Here is a 20116-nt window from a genome sequence, read left to right on the forward strand (position 1 = left end):
CAGTTCTCCCTGCTCAGAAGTCTCGTGTCGTCAGGTGGCGGCCGAGCGCGACGAGCTCCGCGCGCGGCCCGTCGGCGAGCCCGGCACCGGTGAGGGCCCGTTCGGCGAGGTCCATCTGCCGCCGCGCCTCGGCGGCGGCCCACTCGCGCCCGCCGCCCCGCTCGACGAGTGCTGCGGCTGTGTGCAGTTCGTGTTCGGTCTGCTCACCGGTGCGGTCGAGCCACGCGGCCAGCTCCCGCCCGGCCGCCCCGCCGCGCTGCACCGCGAAGGTCACCGGGAGGGACTTCTTGCGCGAGCGCAGGTCCGACAACACGGGCTTCCCGGTGACGGCCGGGTCGCCCCAGATCCCGAGCAGGTCGTCAACCAACTGGAAGGCAAGGCCGATCGCCGCGCCGTAGTCCCGCAGGCCCGCCACCGACGCGGACGGGGCACCGGCCAGCACCGCGCCGATCGCGGCGCTGGTGGCCAGGAGCGAGCCGGTCTTCCCGGCCGCCATCGACAGGCACTCGTCGACGCCGACGTCCGAGCGGTCCTCGAAGGCGACGTCCTCGGCCTGCCCGCGGATCAGCTCGCGAGTGGTGGTGGCGATCAGCCGGGCGGCCTCGGCCGCGTGCGGCGACGGGTCCTCCAGCACCACCTCGGTGGCCAGCGCGAGCATCGCGTCGCCGCAGAGGATGGCCGAGGCCGCGCCCCAGCGGGACCAGACCGTCGGGCGGTGCCGGCGTTCGGTGTCGCCGTCCATGAGGTCGTCGTGCAGCAGGGAGAAGTTGTGCACCAGCTCGACGGCCACGGCGCCGGAGATCCCGGCCTCGACGGGCGCCCCGGCCGCCCGGGTCGAGAGCAGCGCGAGCGCAGGGCGCACGGCCTTGCCACCCCCGCGACCGGGCGAGCCGTCGAGCTCGACCCAGCCGAGGTGGTACTCGGCCTGTTCGCGGCTGGCGGTGTCGAGGCGGGCGACGGCGGCCTTCAGCGCGGGCGTGACGGCGTCCCGGCACCCGGCCAGCAGGGCCGGCACGTCGGGGCCGGCGGCGGTGTCGGTGGTCCCGAGGACGGCGGTCATGCGGCCACCTCCGCCGGCACGGCCGCCCGGTCCGCGAGCAGGGCGTCGGCGGCGGCCACGCCGCTGCGGACCGCGCCCTCCATGGTCGCGGGCCAGCCGGTGTCGGTCCACGCCCCGGCGACGTAGAGCCCGGGCAGGGCGGTGCGCGGGCCCGGCCGGAGCGAGGCCTGACCGGGGGCGCCGCGGAAGGTGGCGTGCGGCTCCCGGGTCACGAACGAGTCGAGGACCACCGCGTCGCGTGCGGCGGGCAGCAGCGCCTCGAGCGCCGGCAGGAACCGCTCCCGCAGCGCGGCCGCGGGCATCCCGACGAGGTCGTCGGCGGCCGAGAGCGAGACGGCCAGGTACTGGGCGCGCGGCCCGTACACCGCGGCGGCGCCGGACTGGCCGGTCCGGTCGAAGACCCACTGCACGGGCGTGTCCACGCCCGCGGCGAACCCGGTGTCGATCTCGGGGCCGAGGACCCGGCGGTCGTACACGACGTGCACGTTGACGATGGGGGTGCTGCCCAGCCGATCGGCCCAGCCCCCGGGCAGCGGCAGCGCCCCCGTGGGCAGCAGCCGCTCCGCGGGGCCCGGCGGCACGGCGCACACGATCCGGTCGGTCACGAGCTCCTCCTCTCCGTCGGTCGTTCCCACCGGGACCCGCCACCGGCCTCCCGGGCGGGCCCCGTCCTGCACGAGCGCCCGCGCCTTCGCGGACCGCCGCACCTCCACACCGGCCGCCGCGAGGGCGCGGCGGGCGGCGTCGTCGTGGATCGCGCCGAGCGGCGCGGTGGCCCAGCCGATGTCGCCGGCGGCGGCGTCGGTGAGCAGGCCCAGCTGGAAGACCGTGGCGGCGAGCGCGAGGGAGGCGTCGCCGGCCCGGGCGTTCAGGGTGGCGATGCCGACGAGGTCCCACAGCGCGTCGACGGCCCGGCGGCTCTGCCCGTGGTCGGCGAGCCAGTCGCCGAAGGACCGCCCGTCCGTGGCCGGGTCGGTGCGGTCGACGGCGCCGAGGGCCAGCGCCGCCCGGACGAGCCGGAGCCGTTCGGCGACGGACAGGTGCCGGTAGCGCAGGAGGGCACCTCCCAGGTGCAGCGGGGCGGGCAGCAGGGACAGCGGAGTGCGGCGCAGCCGGGCCGGAGCGGCGCCGGGTGCCAGCACCGGGATGTCCAGCCGCTCCTGGAGCATGATCATGTCTGCGGCGCCGATCCGCACGACGAGATCGCGGTAGGCCGTGCAGCAACGGAGGAACACGTGCTGTCCGGTGTCGACCGCCAGCTCGCCGCGCGTGAACGAGCCGGCCACCCCGCCGAGCCGGGCCCGCGACTCGAGCAGCGTGACGGCGAGCCCCTCCTCGGCGCAGCGGAGCGCGGCGGCGACGCCGGCGAGCCCGCCGCCGACGACCGTGACCCGCGTCCTTCCGCTCACGCCGTCCGCCCCGCCAGGGCGCGCAGCGCCACGCCGATCTTCTGCGCGCCGGACAGCGACCGGCGTTGCGCGTACACCGACCGGGGCTCCGCCGCGATGTCCTCCAGCAGCCGCCGGTAGATGCCCGCCATCGCCCCCGCACAGGCCGCGCTGCGCCGGTCGAGCAGCGGGAGCAGCTTGAGTCCCTCGACGTACCAGCCCCGCGCCCGTTCCGCGGCGAAGCGGATGTAGGCGGCCAGGGCGCCGTCGGGGTCGGCCAGGGCGCCGGCGTCGTCGAGCCGGAGCTCGGCGCCGAACCGCGCGAGCTCCCCGGTGGGCAGGTAGACCCGACCGTTGCGCAGGTCCTCGCGGATGTCGCGCAGGATGTTCGTCTGCTGCAGCGCGATCCCGAGCGCGTCGGCGTACTCCGCGGCCCGGGGGTGCGGGCGGGAGCCGAAGGTGCCGAGGCAGAGCCGGCCCACCGAGCCCGCCACCTGCCGGCAGTAGACCGTCATGTCGTCGAACGTCGTGTGCGGCCGCGCGGCCAGGTCCTGGTGGTCGACCCCACGGGCCCCGTCCGCACCGCTGCGGGACGCGTCGCGGTCCATCCGTGCGTCGGCCTCGACGCCGTCGACCAGCTCCTCGAACGCGCCGAGCGGGATCGGGTAGCGACGGGCGGCGTCGGTGACGCCGACGAGCACCGGGTCGGACGGGTCGGGCCGCTGCGCGCGCATGGCCCGGATCGACGCCCGGACCTCGGCGAGCGCGGCGCTCTTCTCCTCGAACGAGATCACGGTGGCGCCGCCGGGCGGGTCGAAGTCGCCGTCGCCGATGTCGTCGATGCGGCGGGCCAGGGCGTAGACGGCCGAGAGCGCGGCGCGCTTCGGCGCCGGCAGGAGGCGGATCCCGTAGGAGAAGTTGCGCGCCTCGCGACGCGTGATCTCCTCGCAGGCGGCGTAGGCGGCGGCGAGGTCGAGGGGGCGGCCGGGTGCGTCCTCGGTGCGGTTCGTGGCGGTTCCGTCCTCGGGGTCGGCGGAGCCGTCCCCGGGCCCCGTGGTCGGGCGGGGAGAGCGGTCGGTCGTGGCGGCGGTGGTGGCGGTCGGCCGGGAGGGGTCGGTCATCGGCAGCTCCGGGGGGTCGTGCGGGGGAGATCCGGACGGGACCGGGCCCGGCGCGGGCCGGGTGATCGGGTCTGCATCAGTACCGCGGGAAGGTGCCGCAGGACATCCCGTTTCCGGCTGTGCGCGGCCTCGGCGGCGCGGCCGAGGACCTCGCCGTCGACCCGGTGCAGCGCGTCGGCCGCCGCCCGGCCGCCGGCGACGTAGCCGGCCACCGCGAGGCGCGCCCACCCGTGCAGGGCGCCGACGATCGGTGTACCGGCGTCGAGCAGCTGCTCCGCGCGTTCCGCCTCGTGCCGGACGAGCGCGCGCAGGGCGTCCGTGGCGACGGGACGGTCGAGGTCGGCCTCCGTGACGCCGAACGCCGCGCGGTCCTCGGCCGGCAGGTAGATGCGGCCCCTGCCCCGGTCCTCGCGGACGTCCTGCAGGTGCTCGAGGAGCTGCAGCGCGGTGCACACGGCGTCGGAGGCGTGCTCGATCTCGCCGTCCGCGGGCACCTCGAAGATCGCCAGGACGAGCCGCCCGATGGGGTCCGCCGACAGGGCGCAGTACCCGAGGAGTGCGTCCCAGGTGTCGTAGGTCACCGTCTCCTGGTCCTGCACGTTCGCATCGAGCAGGCGGTCGAACGGTTCCGCCGGCAGGTCCGGGGCGATCCCGGCGAGCCGGCGCAGCACCGGCGTCGTGGGCGCGGCCGCGTGCAGGTCGGCGCGGAAGGCCTCGAGCGCGGCGATCCGGTCGGCGGGGGTGCCGGTGCCCTCGTCGCCGAGGTCGTCGATCACCCGGACGACGTCGTACACCGCCCGCAGCCTGCGGCGATACCGCGCGGGCAGGATCCGCATCGCCACGGGGAAGTTCTCCGAGGCCTCGGCCTCGCGCAGCCTGGACACGGCCACGGGGTCGGCCTGGGTCTCTCCGGGGACTGCAGGCACTGCGGGCACGCCTTGTCCGCCGGCCCCGACCGAGCCCGCGCACACGTCTCCCGACGCCCCTGCGGGCGCCTCGTTCCCCCGTGCCACGCCGCTGATCGTGTCGCACGAGGGCAGCCGGACTCTCCTCAACGCGTGTTAATTCTTTCGGACCAGAATTGTCACGCACGTACAAAAGTGGGGCGGCCTTCCCCCCACCGGGCGTGTAGAACCTCGGTGTGGAGATGTCGAACGCCGGAACGGACGACCTCGTCGAAGCCCTTCTGGCGCGCGTCCCGGCCGTGCTGGAGGAGGTCAGCGCGGCATTGTTGACCGAATGGCCCGATTACGCCCGGTTCGTCGACGTGAATCGCACGGAGGTCGCGGCGGCGGCCCACCACGCGTTGTACCGGCTGGTCGCGGCGAGCAGCGAGCTCGACGCCGGCCCGGCCCTCCCCGGGGAGTACTCGTCCGGCTTCGGCGAGCAGGAGCTGTTCGAGGAGATCGGCCGCACGCAGTGGCGGGAGGGCCGGGACGTCTCGACGCTGCTGTCGGCGTTCCAGCTCGGGGCGCGGGTGTTCTGGCGGCACGTCGCCGTGGTGGCCGTGGAGCTGCACCTGGAGCCGGCGCTGCTGGCGGGCCTGGCCGAGGGCGTGTTCGCGTTCGTCGACCGGCTGTCGTCGTCGGCGGCGCACGGCTTCGTGCTGGAGCAGTCGGAGGCCGCGGTCGCCCGCGAGCGGCTGCGCGAGGAGCTGGTGGAGCTGCTGCTCTCCGACCGGGCGACCGAGGGTGCCGTGCAGGCCGCCGCCGCCCGCGCGGGCTGGCAGGTGCCGCAGGAGGTCGCCGTCGTCCTGGTGCAGGACGACAGCGTGCTGGGGCACGGCGTGCTCTCCCGGTTCGACCCCGCGTCGCTGCTGATCAACCGCGCCCGGCTGTCCGGCGCGATCGTGCCGGACCCGGCCCAGAGCGGGCGGCGGCTGCGGCTGGCGGGGATGCTGCGCGGCACCCACGCGGTCGTCGGGCCCACGGTGACGCCGGATCGGCTCCCGGCCAGCCTGCACATCGCCGAGGTGGCGGCCCGGCTGCAGCGCACCGGGGTGCTGCCCGAGGACCCCGTCTTCGCCGAGGAGCACCTCGACGCGATCATCGTGCACCGCGACTCCCGGCTGCTGGAGGTGCTGCGGGCCCAGGTGCTGCGCCCGCTCGAGGGCTCCGCGCCGGCCTCCCGCGAACGGCTGTGCGAGACCCTCTCCGCCTACCTGCGCCACCTGGGTGACCGGCAGGCCATGGCCGCCGAGCTGCACGTCCACCCGCAGACGGTGCGCTACCGCCTGGCGCGGCTGCACGAGCTCTTCGGGCCCCAGCTCGACGACCCGGAGAACCGCTCGCGGCTCCTCCTGGCCCTCGCCTGGGGCGCCCCGCGGCCGCCGGAGGCCGAGGACCTTCGGTGAACGGTCGGTGACGGCCTGCTTCCCCGGGGTGATTGATCCCACGGCCGAGTGGGTCTCACCCGCGTTGCCGGACTCCGTCGTCGGGTAGCACCGTGGAGGTACCGACGTGGAGAGGACCCGAGACGTGCAACCCCACCGGCCAGGGAATTCGGATCATTCGGACCGGCCGCACCCGTATTCCGCGGTAGGCGCCGACCGGATTCCCCGACGGGCGACGGACCGCGTGGAGTCGGTGGTCTCCTGGGTCCTGGGCGTGCTCGTCCTCGTCCTCGTCGCGGTCGCGGTGCTGACCGGGCTGCAGCTGCACACCAACGGCATGGAGCAGGCCCGCGCCGACGCGGTCGACCGGGTCTCGGTCGATGCGACGCTGCTCCAGCCCGTCGACGGCGCGATGGGCATGGACGCCGCCTCCGGCACCACGCAGGTCACCGCCCCGGCCACCTGGACCGCGGCCGACGGCACCCCGCGCACCGGGGCCGTGCCCGTCCTGGGTTCCCAGCCCGCCGGGTCCACCGTGCCGGTGTGGGTGGACCGCAGCAGCGGGGCCATCGCGCCGCCGCCGGTCGACGCGCTGCAGGCCGGGGTCACCGCCGTCGTCGGCGGGGTGCTGGTGCTCCTGGTCGGGGCGCTGGTGCTGCTCGGCGTGCGCGCCCTCGTCCGCGCCCGGTGCGCGGCCCGCAACCACGCCGCGTGGGCGCGCGAGTGGGCGCTCTACGAGCCGCTCTGGTCCGGCCGCTGAGCCCGGGGTCGGCCGCTACGGCGCCGCCTCTGTACGGCCTCGTGCGCCGCCGACCACCGCTACTCCGCCGTGAGGTAGAACCAGGCCCCGCCCTCCCGCACGAAGCGGCTGCGCTCCGCCTGCACGCCTACGCGCCCGCCGATCCGGTGATGGGCCCGGAACTCGACGATCCCGTCGGAGTCGAGCGGGCCGCCCGCCTCCCGGTCCACGATCTCCAGCCGCGTCCACTCCACCGCCGGGTCGAGCTCCAGCCGGCGCGGCCGCGTCGAGCGGTGCCAGGTCCGGCGCAGGTACGCCTCGTCGCGCAGGGCGAAGGCGGCGAACCGGCTGCGCATCAGCTGCTCGGCCGTCGCCGCCCGTTCGCCGGCGTGGAAGCGCCCGCAGCAGGCCCCGTAGGGCTCGCCGGACCCGCACGGACAGGGCGTCACGCGCGGCCCGCACCGTCGGCGGCCACGGCGTCGAAGACGACCGGCGCCTCCCAGCCCCGCTCCGCGTAGGCGGCGGCGACGGCCGCGGCGATCCGGTCGCCGGCCTCGGCGTCGACCAGCGCGATCACGCACCCGCCGAAGCCGCCGCCGGTCATCCGGGCGCCGTGCGCACCCGCCTCCTCGGCCACCGCGGCGGCGACGTCGACATGCGGCACGGTGATCTCGAAGTCGTCCCGCATCGACGCGTGCGAGGCCGACAGCAGCGGCCCGATCGCCCGCGGGTCGCTGTTGCCGCGCAGCCGGTCGACGACCTCGAGCACGCGGTCGTCCTCGGTCACCACATGCCGCGCCCGCCGACGCAGCCGCTCGTCGGAGAGGGCCTCGACCTGCGCGGCCGTCGCGTCGCGCAACGCCGGCACCCCGAGCAGCTCCGCCGCCTTCGCGCAGTCGGCGCGCCGCGCGCCGTACTGGCCGTCGACCAGCTGGTGCGGGGCCCGGGAGTCGATCACCAGCAGCCGCAGGCCGTGGGTGGCCAGCGCGAACGGGATCAGCTCGACGTGGTCGGTCCGCGTGTCGAGGAAGACCAGCCGGTCGGCGACGCCGTGCATCGCCGCCATCTGGTCCATGCCGCCCGTGGGCGCGCCCACGAACTCGTTCTCGGCGCGGCGGGCGAGGTGCGCGACCTCGGTGAGGTCCAGGGCGGTGACCGTCAGCTCGGCCAGCGCCACCGCGACGGCGCACTCCAGCGACGCCGACGACGACAGCCCGGCCCCGACCGGGACGTCGCCCGCGACGAACAGGTCGAGGTCGGCGACGGGCAGCCCTGCCTGCCGAAACGCCCACACCACCCCGGCGACGTAGGCGGCCCAGCCGTCGACGTCGCCCGGCGCGACCGTCGCCGCCGCGAACGTGACGGGATCGGCCTCCCTGGAGGACCGCACGGTGGTGGGCCCCTGTGCGAGCTCCGCAGCGACGAGGGTCCGCCGGTCCAGCGCCAGCGGCAGCACGAAACCGTCGTTGTAGTCGGTGTGCTCGCCGATCAGGTTCACCCGGCCGGGCGCCGCCCACACCCCGGCCGGCTCGCGACCGTAGGCCTCGGCGAACCGCGCGGCGACGTTCATGCCCCGGCCCCGTCGGTCCCTGTGCGGTCCTTTCCGGCGCCGTCCTTCCCGGTGCCGTCCTTCCCGGTGCCCAGCTCGCGCAGCTTGGCGGCGACGTCCTCGGGCGTGGTGTCGTTGATGAACACGCCCATGCCCGACTCGGACCCGGCCAGGAACTTCAGCTTGTTCGGCGCGCGCAGGATCGAGAACAGCTCCAGGTGCAGCCAGGCGAGGTCCCGGTCGGTGCGCACCGGGGCCTGGTGCCAGGCCGCGATGTAGGGGAGCGGGCGGCCGTGGAAGAGCTCCAGCCGGCCCAGCACGTCGAGCCAGATCGTGGCGAGGTCGGTGCGTTCGGCGTCGGTGAGCTCGGGCAGGTCCTTCGCGTCCCGGTGCGGGTAGAGGTGCACCTCGACGGGCCACCGCGCGGCCTTCGGCACGAACGCGGTCCAGTGCTCGGTCTCGGTCACGACGCGCTCGCGCTCGGTGCGCTCCCGCTCGAGGATGTCGGCGTAGAGGTTGCCGCGGGTGCGCGTGCGGTACCGGCGGGCGGACTCGAGCTGCTGGCGGGTCCGCGGCGTGACGAACGGGTAGCCGTAGATCTGCCCGTGCGGGTGGGCGAGGGTCACCCCGATCTCCTCGCCGCGGTTCTCGAAGGGGAACACCTGCTCGACGTCCGGGCGGGCGGAGAGCTCGGCGGTGCGGTCGGCCAGCGTGTCGATCACGAGCCGCACGCGGTCGGGCGGCAGCGCGCCGAAGCGGCCGTCGTGGTCGCTGGTGAAGCAGACGACCTCCGCCCGGCCCACCCCGCCGGAGAAGGACGGGAAGCGGTTCTCGAACACCACGGTCTCGTAGTCCGGGGTGGGCACCTCGGTGGCGCGGCCCGGGATCGTCGGGCACAGCGGGCACTGGTCGGCGCCGCCGGAGGGCTGGAACGTGCGCGTCTGCCGGTGGCTCGCGATCGCCACCCACTCGTCGAGCAGCTCGTCGTACCGGATCTGCGAGACCGTGTGCACCTCGGGCAGGCCGCGCTCGTCCGTGCCGGCCACCCGGCCCGGCGCGGTGTCGTACCACAGGACCTCCCGACCGTCGGACAGCCTGCCTCGGGTGCGGTGGACGGTCGTGCCGCCGACGACGGCGGGGGGCGGTGCCTGCGTCACGGAGGATGCTCCAACCTGGTCGTGCCGGTTCCTGCGAGCCGTCGGAACGCTATACCCCGCGGGCGGGGCAGGATGGATCTCGTGGCTCTCCCGTCCCCCGATCGCCTGTCCGACCTCCAGCCCGGCCCCCGGCCCGACGCTCCGACCGACCCGCTGGCCAACCCCGTCCTCACCGCCCTCACCGGGCGGCACCGCGAGTTCGCCGACCTGCGCGGCCGCGCGGGTCGCTACCAGCCGGACGTCACCCCGTTCGCCGGGCTGCCGCTCGACCCCACCGCCGCGGACTGGGCGGACCTCGCCGCGCTGAGCGGGCCCGGCGGCTCGGCGGTGCTGGCCGGCCCGCGGCGGGAGGCGCCCGCGGGCTGGGAGACCGGGATGGACCTGCCCGGGGTGCAGATGACCGGGGACGCGCTGGAGGTCGCCCCGGACCCGGAGGCCGTGCGCCTCGGGCCCGCCGACGTGCCGGAGATGCTGGACCTGGTCGCCCGGACGAAGCCGGGGCCGTTCCTGCCCCGGACGATCCAGCTCGGCACCTATCTCGGCATCCGCCGCGACGGCGCGCTGGTCGCGATGGCGGGGGAGCGCATGCGGGTGCCCGGGGGCACCGAGATCTCCGCGGTCTGCACCGATCCCGCCGCACGCGGGCAGGGCCTGGCCGCCCGCCTCGTCCGGGCCGTCGGCGCCGTGATCCGCGGGCGCGGTGAGCGCCCCTTCCTGCACGCCGCGGCCACGAACGTCACCGCCATCCGGCTCTACGAGCACCTCGGCTTCACGGTCTCGCGCGAGCTGGAGTTCATCGGCTACCGGGCCCCGGCGGTCAGTCCGGCGGGGTGAGGTCGTGCTGGGCCAGGACGTCGTCCACCGCCGAGGGGGACAGCACCTGGTCCAGCACGAGGATCGCGCAGCCGGTGACGCCGCTGCGCCCGGCCAGCGCGCCCGGCTCGACCCGCAGCGTCTGGGTGGCGGTGGCGACCGACCGCCTGAACACCGACTCCCGGATGCCGGCGACCAAGGGCTCGTAGGCGCCGACGAGGTCGCCGCCCACGGTGATCACCGCCGGATTGAGCAGGTTGACGGCCGAGGCCAGGACCTCGCCGATCCGCCGGCCCGCGGTGCGGACCAGCCGGACGGCCTCGGCGTCGCCGCCGCGGACCAGGTCCACGACGCCGGACACGGTGTCGACGGTGCGTCCGCGCGCGGTGAGGTCCCGGATGAGCGCGGTGCCGCTGGCCAGGATCTCCAGACAGTCGACGTTGCCGCAGTGGCAGGGCGTGCCGGGCCCGTCCGAGATCTGGGTGTGGCCGATCTCGCCGGCCGACCCGCGGGCGCCCCGTTGGAGCGTGCCGCCGCTCACCACGGCGGCGCCGATCCCGGTGGAGACCTTCACCACCAGCAGGTCGTCGATGCCGGGATGGGCGTGCTGCTCGGCGATGGCCATGACGTTCACGTCGTTGTCCACCCGCACGGGCACCGGGAACCGGTCGGTGAGCAGCGGCGGGAGCTTGACCTCGGCCCAGCCCGGCAGGACCGGGACGCCGATGCTGCAGCCGGCGACCGAGTCCACGGTGCCGGGGATCGACAGCCCGATGCCGCGCACCTGGGCCGGGTCGCTGCCGGTCTCCCCGAGCAGCCGGGCGAGCCGCTCGCCGACCGCCTCCATCACGGTCTCCGGCCCGGTGCGCACCCGCATCCGCAGGGAGTCCTGGGCCAGCACGGTCCCCGCGAGGTCGCAGACGGCGAGCGAGGTCCGGCTGACGCCGACGGACGCGGCCAGCACTTTGCCCCCGGCCGTGTGGAAGGCCAGGCGGGCGGCGGGCCTGCCCCCCGTCGCGGCGCCGCCCTGCACCTCGGTGACCAGGCCCTCCTTCAGCAGCCGGTCCACCCGCGCGGCCACCGCGGTCCGGGACAGCCCGGTCGCCCGGCCGATCTCGGTCCGGGTGGCGACGGCACCCTGGCGGATGAGCGCGAAGATCTCGCCCGCGGTGGCCGGGGCGGACGTGGGCCTGCGGCCACGGGCGGACCCGATGCCGGCACCGGTCATGACGGGGCCTCCTCACCTGCGTCGATACCGAAGATGCCACATTTTCGCTTTTCGTGTGCGCAAGCCGTGCCGTAGGGTGACCTCCCGGTGTGCCGGGAAGTCTGGTCGGCGTCGGTCCTGCCCTGCCCGCGCATCGAGAGGCCAACCATCGTGAGCCGTCCCGCCCGCCTGTTCGACCGGGGAACGTGGCCCGAGGCCCGCCGCATCGGCGACCTGCTCCGCACCGAGACCGTGGGTGGCCTGCTGCTGGTCGGTGCCGCCGTCGTCGCGCTGGCCTGGGCGAACTCGCCGTGGCGCGAGGCCTATGCCGCGCTCGGCGCGATCACGGTCGGGCCGGCCGCGCTGCACCTGGACCTCACGCTCGCCGCCTGGTCGGCCGACGGGCTGCTCGCGATCTTCTTCTTCGTGGCGGGGCTCGAGCTCAAGCGCGAGTTCGTGGCCGGGGACCTGCGCGATCCGCGCCGCGCGGCGCTGCCGGTGGCCGCGGCCGTCGGCGGGATGATCGTGCCGGCCGTGATCTTCACCGCGCTGAACGCGGGCAGCGGGACCGCCGTGGGCTGGGCCATCCCGACCGCCACGGACATCGCCTTCGCCCTGGCCGTCCTCGCGGTGATCTCCACGCACCTCCCGTCGGCGCTGCGGACCTTCCTGCTCACCCTCGCGGTCGTCGACGACCTGCTGGCCATCACGATCATCGCGATCTTCTACACGGACGACCTGCACCCGCTGCCACTGCTGCTGGCCCTGGTCCCGCTCGCGGTGTTCACGGTGCTGGTCCAGCGTCGCGTCCGGTCGTGGTGGCTGCTGCTGCCGCTCGCCGTCCTCACGTGGGGGCTGGTACACGCCTCCGGGGTGCACTCCACGGTCGCCGGGGTGCTGCTCGGGTTCGCGGTGCCGGTGGTGCGCCGGACCGAGGGACCCGGGCCGGGGCTGGCCGAGCACTTCGAGCACCGGTTCCGGCCGCTCTCGGCGGGGGTCGCCGTGCCGGTCTTCGCCTTCTTCGCCGCCGGGGTGCCCGTGGTCGACGCCGGCCTCGACGCCTTCCTGCACCCGGTCGCGCTCGGCGCGATCCTCGGCCTGGTCGTGGGGAAGACCCTCGGGGTGCTCGGTGCGACGTGGGCGGTCCAGCGGTTCACCCGGGCGCAGCTCGCCGAGGGGCTCAGCTGGTGGGACGTCCTCGGCCTGGCGGTGCTCGCCGGGATCGGGTTCACCGTCTCGCTGCTGATCGGGGAGCTGGCCTTCGGCCCGGGCTCGGCGATCGACGACGAGGTCAAGATCGGTGTGCTGACCGGCTCGCTGCTCTCGGCGCTGGTCGCCACGGTGATCCTGCGCATCCGCAACGCCCGGTACCGGCGCATGGAGGCAGAGGAGGCGATCGACACGGACGCCGACGGGGTCCCGGACGTCTACCAGCGGCGGGACGACTGAGTCGACCGAGCCCGAGCCGTGCGGCCAGCGCCGTCCCGATCGCCCCGGGGCCCACCACCGCGACCGTGTCGTGCGTCTCGTCCACGGCGGCCACGCCAGTTCCCTCGCTCACGACCACGTGACGCCACAGTTTCGCACTGCAAAGATGAAACCAGTGACCGCCACGGACGAAACCCACGCCCCCTCCTCCGCCGCAGCACCACCCCGGACCCTCGCTCCCGCCCTCCTCGTCGCCGCGATCCTGCTGCTCGCGCTGAACCTGCGCGGCCCGATCGTCGCCGTCTCGCCGGTCACCGGGGCGATCCGCGCCGACCTGGGGATCGACGCCGGCACGGCCGGCCTGCTCACCAGCCTCCCCGTCCTCTGCTTCGGGCTGGCCACGCCGCTCGCGTCGGCGCTGCTCGCGCGCACCGGGCTGGCCCGCGGGGTGCTGGTCGCCCTGGGTGTGCTGCTCGCGGGGACCGTCGTGCGGTCGCTCGACGGGCTGCCGGCCGCGATCGCCGGCACCCTGCTCATCGGCGCGGCCATCACCGTCGGCAACGTGGCGGTGCCGGTGGTCATCGGCCGCGACCTGCCGCGGCAGGCGGGCGCCGTGCTCGGGATGTACACGGCCGCGCTCAACATCGGCTCGATGATCACCCTGTCGCTGACCGTCCCGATCGCGGGCGCGTCGGACTGGCGGTTCGCGTTGGCGTCGTGGGGCCTGCTGGTGGTGGTCGCCGCCGGGGTGTGGTGGTGGGCCACCCGCTCGCTCGCGGACGCACCCGCCGAGCGGTCGGCCGGCGAGGCGCCGGTGGCCGGGCCCGTGTGGTGGCGGCGCCCCGTGGTGTGGGGTCTCATGATCGCGTTCGCCGGGCAGGCCTTCGCCTACTACGGCGTCACGGCCTGGCTGCCGCTGCTGCTCGGTGACCGGCTCGGGATGAGCGAGACCGCGGCCGGCGTCAGCTCCTCGATCTTCCAGATCGCGGCGGTCGTCGGGGCCTTCGGCGTCCCCGTGCTGCTGCGGCTGTGCCCCTCGCCCCGGACCGTCGTCGCCGTGGTCTCCGTGGCCTGGGCGGCGCTGCCGCTCGGCCTGCTGCTGGCCCCGCACGGCTGGGCGGTGTGGTGCGCGCTGGGCGGGGCCGCCCAGGGCGGCGGGATCACCGTCATCTTCTCCCTGGTCGTGCGCCGGGCCCGGGACCTGACCGAGAACCGACGGATGTCCGCGCTGGTCCAGGGCGGCGGCTACACGATCGCGGCGACCGGACCGTCGGTCGTGGGCGCGGTGCACGAGGCGACCGGCGGGTGGTCCGGGCCGCTCCTCGTGGTGTTCGCGTCGGTCCTGGTGCTGTTCACGGCGGGTCTGGCGGCGTCCCGCCGCACCGTCTGAGAACTTCTCCGGATCTCTTTCCGGTCGCGTGTATCCGGCGGCGGCCCGCCCTGCTCTTTCCCGGCGTGGGGGAGGGTGCCGCCGGGCCGGGGCCGTGGGGGTGGCGCAGAAGCGGGTCGGGGGGCCCGTGTCTGCGTCCGCCCCGGCCCGTCGGGTCCCCGCGGCCCGGCCGCGCCTCGGGCGGGTCGACCTGCTGGACCAGGAGGCCCGGGCTGAATACCGTGCGCAGAGTGACCGCCCCGGCCCGTCCGCCGCTGATCGGACGTACCGACGAGCTGCGGTCCCTTGCCGAGCTGTTCGAGGCGGCCCGCGCGGGCACGCCGGGGGTCGCACTCGTCTCCGGGGAGGCGGGGGTCGGGAAGTCCCGGCTGGTCGCCGAGCTGGTCGACCGGGCCGGACGGGCCGGAGCCGTCGTGCTCGCCGGGGCCGCGGTCGACGTGGGGGAGAGCCCGCCGCTGCTGCCGCTCACCCTCGCCGTACGGACGCTGGCCCGCGAACCCGCCGGCCGCGCGATCGTCGAGCCGTGGCGGGGGGAGCTGGAGGCCCTCGGGCTGCTGCCGCCCGCGCCCGGCGCCGCGGTCCAGGCCGTCCCGCACCACCTCGACGCGGCCGGACGGGTCCTGCTCGGGCTCGCCGCCGACCGGCCGGTCCTGTTCGTCGTCGAGGACGTCCAGTGGGCCGACCGCGCCACCCGCGACCTGCTCGCCTACCTCACGGCGATCATGCTCGACGCCCGGCTGCTCGTCGTCGTCACGCACCGCGAGGGCGGCGGCTCGCCCGGGCTCGACGAGCTCGGTCTCGGCGGGCTGCGCCGGCACCCGCGGGTGCGCGGGCTGTCCCTCGGCCCGCTCGACCGCGGGGCGATCGCCGAGCTGGTGGCGCGTGCGCCGCTTCCGGACACGGACGTCGAGGACCCGGTCGAGCTGGTGTGGCAGCGCTCCCGGGGCAACGCGTTCATCGCCGAGGAGACCGTGCGCGCGCTGCGCGACCGTGACCCGATGGCGGTCTCGGGCACCTTGCGCGACCTCGTGCTCGGGCGGGTGCGGGCGCTGCCGGAGGACGCCCGCACGGTCGTCCGGGCGCTGTCGGTCGCCGAGGGCGCCGTCTCGCACGAGCTCGCCCAGCTGGTCACCGGGCTGCCGCCGGATCGGCTGCTCACCGCCGTCCGGCACGTCGTCGAGGAGGGCTCGGTCGTGCTCGACGGGCCCGGCGCCGAGGGCGGCGACGACGGCTACCGGCTGCGGCACGGCCTGGCCGTCGACGTCGTCTCCGCGGACCTGCTGCCCGCCGAGCGCCGCGACCTGCACCGCCGGTACGCCGCGGCGCTCGCCGAGCTGACCGCGGGCGGCGACCGGTCGGCCGTCGCGGCGCTGCTCGCCCACCACTGGGACCGGGCGGGCGACGACGCACGGGCCCTCACCGCCGCTGCCGACGCCGCGAGCGCGGCCGAGCGCGTGCACGGCTACGCCGACGCCTACCGGCACTGGCGCCGGGTCGCCGACCTGGTCGCCGGGCGGACCTCCACACCGGCCCGGCCGGCACCCGAACCCGTCGTCTCGGTCGGTCTGGACCGGCCGGCCAGCCTGGAGCGTGCGGCCGAGGCCGCGCACCTGGCGGGGGAGCACGACGCCGCCGTCAGTGTGCTGCAGGAACGGATCGGGCTCACCGCCCCCGCCGATCCGCAACGGGCCACGCTCGTCGCCCGGCTCGGCGACTACCTGCTGGCGGCGGGCCGGGGCGTCGAGGCCGAGGGCGCCTACCGGGAGGCGCTGCGGCTGGGCGGGGAGGCGCACGTCGCGCTGCTCGCCGGGCACGCGGAGGCGCTGCAGGCCGCGGGCCGGTTCGCCGACGCCCGTGACGAGGCCACCCGCGCGCTGGAGGCGGCGCGGCACGCCGGCACGCTCGACGAGCAGGCGCGTGTGCTCGTGACGCTCGGCTTCAGCCTCGCGTACCTGGAGGACACCCAGGCCGGCGCGGCCGCCCTCGCCGAGGGGCTGCGCGTGGCCGAGGCGAGCGGGTCCCCCGCGGTGCTCGGCAGCGCCTACCACCGCCGGGCCGAGCTCCTCTCCGGGCCGCTCAACGCCCTGTCCGAGGGCATCGACCTGGCCCTGGCCGGCGCGGAACGGCTGACCGAGCTGGGGCTGGGCCGCACGCACGGCGTGCGGCTGCTCGCGCTCGCCGCCAACGGGCAGTTCCGCTGCGGGCGGTGGGACGAGGCCGTCGAGGTGATCGACCAGGCCTTCCGGGCCCGGCCGTCGGGCAGCGAGGCGCTGGACATCCGGCTGTCCCGCGGCCGGATGCGGGTCGGGCGCGGCGACCTCTCCGGGGCCGCCGAGGACCTCGACGCGGTCGCGATGCTGGCCCACGACACCGTCGGCGCCCGCTACCGCGTCCCGCTGCTCACCCTGCGGGCCGGGCTGGACATGTTCCTCGGGCGGCCCGAGCAGGCCGTGGGACACACGGTCGCCGGGCTCGACGCGCTCGAGACCGGGCACGACGACGTCTGGCTCGAGGCCCCGCTGATCTGGCACGGGCTGCGCGCCCACGCCGAGACCGTCCGGTTGGACCGGCCCCCGCCGGCCGGCGAGGTCGTCCATCGGCTCCGGGAGTCCGGCACCGGGCTGCACGACCGGGCCCGACGGGCGGTGCCGATGGTCGGCGGCCTGGTCAGGGTGTTCGCGCAGATGTGCGACGCCGAGGTGACCCGCGCCGACGGCGACTCCGATCCCGAGCTCTGGGGCGAGGTGGCCGCACAGTGGCGGCGCCGGGACCAGCCCTACAACGTGGCCTACGGGCAGCTGCGCCGGGCCGAGGCGCTGCTCGCGCGGCGCACCCGGAGCAAGGCCGCCGCGGAGGCGCTCGCCGAGGCACACCACATCGCGACGCAGCTCGGGGCCCGGCCGTTCCTGGAGGAGGTCCGCGACCTCGGCAGACGGGCGCGGATCCGGCTCCCGGACCTGGTCGTCGAGCCGGAGCGGGCTGCCGTCCCCGCCGTCCCGGCGCCCGTCCCGGGTTCAGAGGACGCGCGTCCGGCCGCGCCGCGGGTCGCCGCGTCCCGGCCGAGCCGTCGGGACGTGCTCGCCTCGCTGACCCCGCGGGAGACGGAGGTGCTCGCGGAGATCGCGGCCGGGCACACCAACCGGGAGATCGCACAGCGCCTGTTCATCAGTGAGAAGACGGTCGGCATCCACGTGACGCACCTGCTGGCCAAGCTCGGCGTCCGCAGCCGGGTGCAGGCCGGGGCGGTCTACCTGCGCGCCGCCCCGACCGAACCGCACCCGACCCCCTGACGCGTGGTGCCGCTCAGCCCGTGGCGGTGCCGGCGGGGGCGAGTCCCCGCACGACCGGGCGGGCGGCGGCCCCCAGGCCCCGCTCCACCGCGAGCCGGCGCAGCTGGTCCAGGGCGCGGGCCCGGGTGGGGCCGATCGACCCGGTGGGGATGCCGGTGACCCGGCTGATCCGCTCGTAGCTCCAGGTGTCCTCGCCGAAGAGCGCGGCGATGAGCAGCCGGCGCCGCCGAGGCAGGTCCGCGATCAGCGCACGCAGCTCGCGGGCGATGTCGGCGTCGAGCGCGCGCTGCTCGGGTCCGGGGGTGGTCTCCGGGACCGTCGCGCCGGCGTCCTCGACGGGCACGCCGGCGTGTGCGGAGCGGTCGAGGATGCGCAGGCACTCGCGACCGGCGACGGTCGAGAGCCAGCCCGGGAGCCGGTCGGCGTCCTGGATGCGGTGGGCGTTCTGCGCGAGGCGCAGCCAGGTGGCGGAGACGGCGTCGTCGGCGTCGGCGGGCTGCAGCCGGAAGCCGCGGACCCGGGACCGGACGAGCCGCTCGTAGCGGTCGACCACCTCGCGCCAGGCGATCGGCTCGCCGGCGGCGATCCGGTCCAGCAGCTCCTGGCCCGAGGATCCGGCGGCCGTGGTGGGGACGGGCGCGCCGGTGCCGGACGGGGGTGGGACGGGGGTGCGCATGGATGCCTCCGAGGGGGGTCCTGCGCGGCCGGGGCACCGGCTCGCTGATGACCCCTCAGAGACTTCCGTCCGGACGGCCTCCCGCGCGTCTGGACAACCCCCTAGGAGGGTCGCGACGACCCCCCTATTTCCGCGGGGGACCACCCCCGCCACCCGTGGGTGGGCCGGTCGCCGGCCGGGGGAGGACCCTACCGGGGGACGGTCAGCGCGAGGTGCGCACGCCCTTCGGTGCGGTCCGGCGGGCCGCGTGCGCCGCGGCGGCCGGGGAGTGCCCGCGGCGGCTCGCGTCCCACTCACCGGTGTCCGGCGGCTCGGCGGCGGACCGCTCACGGGCCGGCTCGCCGCACGCCTCGGCGTGCAGGGCGGAGCGGACCCACGCGATGGTGCCGTCGGGCAGCACGCGGTCGATGTGGGCGAGGGTGGTGTAGCGCTCGCGAGCGGTGTCGATCGGCGCGTAGCACCGCTCGCACAGGTGGATCTGCAACTCGCCTCCCAGGGCTCGGGGCAGGGCCCCGGGTCGGCGCTGAGACGAGGCTGGATCGGACGCTGATTTGCCCGATTCTGGCACGCGGGGACCGTGATCCCCAGGTCGTCCGGGGTGGCGTCGCGCACGTCCCGGGATTGTCGGGCCCCGGTTGTACTCTCGGCGCAGCGCGAATCGCACGCGTGTAGTTCGCCCGTCTGGAGGTTCTGCGAGTGCGCCTGGTCCACGCCGCCGACCTGCACCTGGACAGCCCGTTGCTGGGCCTGTCCCGGCTCGGGGACTCCGACCTCGCCGACACGTTGCGCCGGGCCACCCGCCGGGCCTGCGAGAACCTCGTCGACCTCACGGTGACCGAGCGGGCCGACGCGCTGCTGCTCGCCGGCGACGTGTACGACGGGGACTGGCGGGACTACGCCACCGGCGCCTTCTTCGTCCGACAGATGTCCCGGCTGCACGACGAGGGGATCCCGGTCTTCCTCATCAACGGCAACCACGACGCGGAGAGCGAGATCACGCGCTCGCTGCGCCTGCCGCCCAACGTGCACCGCCTCACCACGGACCGCCCCGAGACCGTGGTGCTCGACGACGTGGGGCTGGCCGTGCACGGCCAGGGCTTCGCCACCCGCGCGGTGCTGGAGAACCTGGTCCCCGCCTACCCGGACCGGATTCCCGGCCTGGTCAACGTGGGCCTGCTGCACACCTCGGTACTGGGCGCGGAGGGACACGACTCGTACGCGCCCTGCACCCCGGAGGACCTTGCGCGCTGCCGCTACGAGTACTTCGCCCTGGGGCACGTGCACGACCGCCGCGTGGTCAACGACGGGGAGCACGTCGCCGCGTTCAGCGGGAACCTACAGGGCCGGCACCCCCGGGAGCCCGGGGCGAAGGGCGCGACCGTGGTCGAGGTCGTCCCCGGCGCCCGCGCCGAGCTGCGCCACGAGGTCTGCGACGTCGCGCGCTGGACCCACGTCCGGCTCGACGCGAGCACCTGTGCCGACGCCGACGAGGTGCTGGAGGCGCTCGACGCCGAGCTGCGCGAGATCGGGCTGGCCGCCGGCTCCCGGCCGGTCGCGGCCCGGGTGACGCTCGACGGGCCCACTCCCGCGGCGCCCGCCCTGCTCGACGCGGAGTGGCTGCGCGCGGAGATCGACGTCGTGGCCGAGAAGTCCGGGGCCGTGGTCGAGATGGTGCGCAACCGCACCCGCAGCCCCCGCGCGGAGGACGCCTCCGCCGACGCGGTCGTCGCGGTCGACGAGGAGCTCGCCGGTGCGGTCGCCGTCGCGGCCTCCAGGCTGGTGGAGGAGCCCGAGCGGGCCGGGGAGCTCGTCGCCGTGCTCGAACGCGAGGCCGGGCGCCGGTTGCGCGGCGCGGGGCTGGACCTGCGGGACCCGGCCGGGCTGGCCGAGCTGGCCCGGCGGGCCGAGGAGGAGCTGCGGGCCCGGCTCGCCGGTTCCGACCCCGCGCGGGGATCGGCGGCCTGAC

At 76.1% G+C, this 20116-nt stretch carries 17 protein-coding genes; 7 read left to right on the forward strand and 10 right to left on the reverse strand.

Annotated elements, in window-relative coordinates:
• Positions 1 to 13 precede the first annotated feature (13 nt).
• The 4 genes from LWC33_RS18215 to hpnC are packed head-to-tail and all read right to left on the reverse strand — an operon-like array spanning position 14 to position 4459.
• Positions 14 to 1060, reverse strand: a complete 1047-nt coding sequence (locus tag LWC33_RS18215) for a polyprenyl synthetase family protein (protein ID WP_233305602.1) — start codon at positions 1058 to 1060, stop codon at positions 14 to 16.
• Entirely contained in the window at positions 1057 to 2469 is a 1413-nt protein-coding gene (hpnE, locus tag LWC33_RS18220) for a hydroxysqualene dehydroxylase HpnE (RefSeq protein WP_233305603.1), read from the reverse strand. The genes LWC33_RS18215 and hpnE overlap by 4 nt, the downstream gene beginning before the upstream one ends.
• On the reverse strand, positions 2466 to 3569 hold the full coding sequence (locus LWC33_RS18225; protein WP_233305604.1) for a squalene/phytoene synthase family protein: 1104 nt from the start codon (positions 3567 to 3569) through the stop codon (positions 2466 to 2468). The genes hpnE and LWC33_RS18225 overlap by 4 nt, the downstream gene beginning before the upstream one ends.
• On the reverse strand, positions 3566 to 4459 hold the full coding sequence (gene hpnC, locus LWC33_RS18230) for a squalene synthase HpnC (protein WP_233305605.1): 894 nt from the start codon (positions 4457 to 4459) through the stop codon (positions 3566 to 3568). Before hpnC ends, LWC33_RS18225 begins: the two co-directional genes overlap by 4 nt.
• Positions 4460 to 4716: 257 nt before the next feature.
• On the opposite strand from hpnC, the gene LWC33_RS18235 reads away from it, so the two are divergent.
• Positions 4717 to 5922, forward strand: a complete 1206-nt coding sequence (locus LWC33_RS18235) for a PucR family transcriptional regulator (RefSeq protein ID WP_233305606.1) — start codon at positions 4717 to 4719, stop codon at positions 5920 to 5922.
• A 124-nt stretch (positions 5923 to 6046) separates the two neighbouring features.
• Positions 6047 to 6661: an Rv1733c family protein gene (locus tag LWC33_RS18240; protein ID WP_443719785.1), complete on the forward strand. Its 615-nt coding sequence runs from the start codon at positions 6047 to 6049 to the stop codon at positions 6659 to 6661.
• A gap of 59 nt (positions 6662 to 6720) precedes the next feature.
• Here the strand turns inward: LWC33_RS18240 and LWC33_RS18245 are convergent, their stop codons facing one another.
• The 3 genes from LWC33_RS18245 to galT are packed head-to-tail and all read right to left on the reverse strand — an operon-like array spanning position 6721 to position 9346.
• Positions 6721 to 7089 (reverse strand): YchJ family protein, encoded by a 369-nt coding sequence (locus LWC33_RS18245; protein ID WP_233305608.1) that lies wholly within the window; start codon positions 7087 to 7089, stop codon positions 6721 to 6723.
• Positions 7086 to 8210, reverse strand: coding sequence for a galactokinase (galK, locus tag LWC33_RS18250; RefSeq protein WP_233305609.1), 1125 nt, complete (start codon positions 8208 to 8210; stop codon positions 7086 to 7088). Before galK ends, LWC33_RS18245 begins: the two co-directional genes overlap by 4 nt.
• The gene (galT, locus tag LWC33_RS18255; protein WP_372476624.1) at positions 8207 to 9346 is read right to left on the reverse strand and encodes a galactose-1-phosphate uridylyltransferase; all 1140 of its coding nucleotides are present in this window, start codon (positions 9344 to 9346) and stop codon (positions 8207 to 8209) included. The genes galK and galT overlap by 4 nt, the downstream gene beginning before the upstream one ends.
• Before the next feature lie 153 nt (positions 9347 to 9499).
• On the opposite strand from galT, the gene LWC33_RS18260 reads away from it, so the two are divergent.
• A complete protein-coding gene (locus LWC33_RS18260; protein WP_233305628.1) occupies positions 9500 to 10180 on the forward strand; it encodes a GNAT family N-acetyltransferase in 681 nt (226 codons plus the stop codon).
• Here LWC33_RS18260 and LWC33_RS18265 read toward each other — a convergent pair.
• Positions 10164 to 11387: an ROK family transcriptional regulator gene (locus LWC33_RS18265; RefSeq protein ID WP_233305610.1), complete on the reverse strand. Its 1224-nt coding sequence runs from the start codon at positions 11385 to 11387 to the stop codon at positions 10164 to 10166. The genes LWC33_RS18260 and LWC33_RS18265 overlap by 17 nt on opposite strands.
• A 147-nt stretch (positions 11388 to 11534) precedes the next feature.
• Here LWC33_RS18265 and nhaA point away from each other — a divergent pair, with 147 nt between their 5' ends.
• The 3 genes from nhaA (at position 11535) to LWC33_RS35630 (ending at position 17474) form a co-directional block, all read left to right on the forward strand.
• Positions 11535 to 12815: a Na+/H+ antiporter NhaA gene (gene nhaA / locus LWC33_RS18270; RefSeq protein ID WP_372476625.1), complete on the forward strand. Its 1281-nt coding sequence runs from the start codon at positions 11535 to 11537 to the stop codon at positions 12813 to 12815.
• Positions 12816 to 12969: 154 nt separating this feature from the next.
• Positions 12970 to 14184: an MFS transporter gene (locus tag LWC33_RS18275; protein ID WP_233305612.1), complete on the forward strand. Its 1215-nt coding sequence runs from the start codon at positions 12970 to 12972 to the stop codon at positions 14182 to 14184.
• Positions 14185 to 14414: 230 nt separating this feature from the next.
• Positions 14415 to 17474 carry a helix-turn-helix transcriptional regulator gene (locus tag LWC33_RS35630; protein WP_308190960.1) on the forward strand — a complete coding sequence of 1020 codons (3060 nt, stop codon included), beginning with the start codon at positions 14415 to 14417 and terminating at the stop codon, positions 17472 to 17474.
• A gap of 13 nt (positions 17475 to 17487) precedes the next feature.
• On the opposite strand, the gene LWC33_RS18290 is transcribed toward LWC33_RS35630, so the two are convergent.
• Positions 17488 to 18150, reverse strand: a complete 663-nt coding sequence (locus LWC33_RS18290; protein WP_233305613.1) for an RNA polymerase sigma factor — start codon at positions 18148 to 18150, stop codon at positions 17488 to 17490.
• A 202-nt stretch (positions 18151 to 18352) separates the two neighbouring features.
• Positions 18353 to 18634, reverse strand: coding sequence for a hypothetical protein (locus LWC33_RS18295; protein ID WP_233305614.1), 282 nt, complete (start codon positions 18632 to 18634; stop codon positions 18353 to 18355).
• A gap of 212 nt (positions 18635 to 18846) precedes the next feature.
• On the opposite strand from LWC33_RS18295, the gene LWC33_RS18300 reads away from it, so the two are divergent.
• Positions 18847 to 20115 carry a DNA repair exonuclease gene (locus tag LWC33_RS18300; RefSeq protein WP_233305615.1) on the forward strand — a complete coding sequence of 423 codons (1269 nt, stop codon included), beginning with the start codon at positions 18847 to 18849 and terminating at the stop codon, positions 20113 to 20115.
• Position 20116: the final 1 nt, after the last annotated feature.

Source organism: Pseudonocardia terrae, from assembly GCF_021343995.1.
Classification (GTDB): Bacteria; Actinomycetota; Actinomycetes; order Mycobacteriales; family Pseudonocardiaceae; genus Pseudonocardia; species Pseudonocardia terrae.